Origin of the sequence: Dietzia sp. B19, assembly GCF_014145155.1 — a bacterium.
Taxonomy (GTDB): Bacteria; Actinomycetota; Actinomycetes; order Mycobacteriales; family Mycobacteriaceae; genus Dietzia; species Dietzia natronolimnaea.
Window position 1 is genome coordinate 1 of record NZ_JAALED010000263.1, and the last position, 2,978, is coordinate 2,978.

General features: G+C 72.0%; 2 protein-coding genes and 1 pseudogene. All 3 read left to right on the top strand.

Features of this window, described 5'->3' with window-relative positions; all coding sequences use genetic code 11:
* On the top strand, window positions 1-659 hold a 659-nt coding region (locus G6020_RS08415; protein WP_241732627.1), incomplete at its 5' end, for a DUF6049 family protein.
* Complete coding sequence (locus tag G6020_RS08420; RefSeq protein ID WP_182610315.1) at window positions 656-2,491, top strand: lipid II flippase MurJ; 1,836 nt, start codon at window positions 656-658, stop codon at window positions 2,489-2,491. The genes G6020_RS08415 and G6020_RS08420, both read left to right, overlap by 4 nt.
* A gap of 86 nt (window positions 2,492-2,577) precedes the next feature.
* Window positions 2,578-2,978 (top strand): annotated as a pseudogene (locus G6020_RS08425) (hypothetical protein); the annotation flags it as partial.

Genomic DNA, 2,978 nt, shown 5'->3' on the forward strand with positions numbered 1-2,978 from the left:
TGGGGACGGGGACCCTCCGATCGCTGGTGGACACCTCCGACCCGACCTCGGCGGATGCGGCCGCACACCTCGACCCACTGGTGGGTGACGCCCTCCGGGCGATCTCGGAGACCGGTCGGCGCGCCGGCGGGGACGGTCTCACCTTCGAGACGGGGACCGGTGCGGCCGCCCGGGACCGCGGCGCGACCCGCCTGGCGCGGCTCGGGGAGACGGTGACCGCCTCGCTGGCGCGCGTCGATCTCCTGACCCCGGGCAGCGTGTTCACCATGGCGAGTCCCAACAGTCCGCTCATGCTGGTGACCCGCAACGCGCTGCCGTTCCCCGTGCGCGTGGACGTGACCGTCACCGCGCCCGAGGACATCACCGTCGACCCGGTCGGTCTCATCCAGATCCCGGCCGCGGGCTCCCGCACCCTCCAGGTCCCCACCCAGTCCGACTCCGAGGGCGGGGTCCGGCACACCGTGGTCTTCGCCCTCCACGGACCGGACGGGACGCGACTGTCCGACCCGGTCGAACTCTCGGTCCAGTCCGGTGGGTATCCCGTCGCGCAGGGCTTCGCGATCGCCGCGGCCGCACTCGCCCTCGTCCTCGGAGGCCGCCGGTACCTGCGCTACCGTCGGGGGATCCTCGACCCCGCGGACGAAGGGCACCGACCGTGAACGACGAGCAGGGTTCCCCCGAACCCGGGCTGCGTAGACCGGACCCCGGGCTGCGGGGCCGCCGCCGCGAATCCGGGAGCTGCGTCTCGCCACGCCCCGTCTCGCCGCCACCGGTCGCCGACTCGTTCGCGCCCGACTCGGTACCCGTCGACCCCGTGGTCCCGATCCCACCGGGCCCGGCGACCCGGGGCGGGGGGACCGGTTCCACCACGCGGGACTCCTCCGACGCCTCGGTGATGCGGTCCACGGGGTCGATGGCCGTGGCCAACCTCGCCAGCCGGATCACCGGGTTCGTCCGGATGATCCTCATCCTCACCATTCTCGGCCCCGCCGTGGCCTCGGCGTTCAACACCGCCAACACGCTGCCCAACATGATCACCGAGCTCGTCCTGGGTTCGGTGCTCACCGCCATGTTCATGCCCCTGCTCGCCAGGGCGGCCCAGGAGGACCCGGACGGGGGGGTCTCGTTCATCCGGCGCCTGCTCACGGCCACCGCCCTGTTGGCGCTGGTCGCGACGGTGGTGGCGGTGGCCTGCGCACCCCTCCTCACCGAGCTCAACCTCGGGGACGGTGAGGTCAACACGGACCTGGCCACGGCGTTCGCCTTCCTGCTGCTGCCTCAGATCTTCTTCTACGGCGTCTTCTCGGTCATGCTCGCCGTGCTCAACTACAACGGGATCTTCCGACCCGGTGCGTGGGCCCCGGTGTGGAACAACCTGGTGGCCATCGCGACCCTCGCGCTGTTCGCGGTCGTCGGGAGCGGCATCGACCCGGCGGCCCCGGTCAACCTCCTCAGCGCCCCCATCCTGTTGCTCGGCCTGGGCACGACCCTCGGCGTGGTGGTGCAGGCCGCGGTCCTGGTGCCCGCGCTACGCCGTGCCGGCGTGGTCCTGCGCCCACAGTGGGGGCTGGACCCGCGGATCCGTCAGTTCGGGGGCAACGCCCTCGCCGGATTGTCCTACGTGTTCATCTCGCAGGTCGGTCTGGTCATGACCAACCGCATCGGTTCCGCCGCCGACGAGGCGGCCATCGCCATCTACGGCACGTACTGGCTGCTGCTCCAGGTGCCGTACGGGATCATCGGTGTGACCCTCCTGACGGCCATCAACCCACGACTGGCCGACAACGGCGTCGCCGGGCGGACGGACGCGGTCGTGCGGGACATCTCGCTCGGCACCCGGCTGTCCCTCTTCGGCCTGTTGCCGATCATCGCCTTCATGACCGCCTTCGGCCCGACGATCGCGACCGGCCTGTTCCGCTACGGCAACTTCGACGCCGCGAACGCCGACATCCTCGGCCTCACCCTGGCCTTCGGTGCGTTCACCCTGGTGCCGTACGCGGTGGTCCTGCTCCAGCAGCGGGTGTTCTACGCGCGCGAGGACTACTGGACCCCGACCATCATGATCCTCGCGATCACCATCGTCCGCGTGGTCCTGTCGCTCATCGTCCCGCTGGTCGCGAACGAACGATCCCACGTGGTGATCGGCCTCGCCCTGGCCAACGGGATCGGCTGGGTCGTGGGCGCGGTGGCCGGGTACATCCTGCTGCGCCGCAGGCTCGGCTCCCTGCGAGGGCGGGAGACCGCGAGGTCGGCGGTCTGGACCCTCGGCGCGTCGGCTGCCGGAGCGCTCGTCGCCCTCGCCGTCGACACCCTCCTGCCCCTGGACCTGCTGACCGACTCGGTCGGCAGCATCGGGTACGTCTTCCGGGCCGGGCTCGCCGCGGTCATCACCCTCGTGGTCACCGGGTTGATCCTGTCGCGGTCACGACTCCCGGAGCTGGACGCCGTCACGCCCGTCCTCCGGGGCCTCGTGGGGCGTCTGAGGCGATAGTCGTCCCGGGCCGGGCGAACCGTACACTCGGGGGGTCAGGAGCGGGCGGATCGGCTGGACGGCCGCGTCATCGAGGAGGTCGACGGGTGGGCGATGCCAACGGTGTTCCGGCGCAGGGTTCGCCCTCGGGTCCACCGCGCCTGACCGCCGGGGGACTGGTCTCGGGTGGGCGGTACGAGCTCCTCGAACCCCACGGCGGGGTCGCCGGTCAGGCGTTCTGGCGAGCCCGCGACAAGCGCCTTGGTCGCGAGGTCGCCTTGACCTTCGTCGATCCGCTGCCCGGCGAGCAACCCCCGGGCTCGGCGACGGGCGTCCTCGACCGGACCGTGGCCCTGACCCGCGTCTACTCCGACGGACTCGCCCGTGTGCTCGACGTGATCCGCGGCCGCGCCGGCGGCATCGTGGTGAGCGAATGGGTCCCCGGGCTCAGCCTCGCCGCCGCCGTCGGTGATCCCGACCCCGACTCGGCCGTGGCGGCCATGTGGGG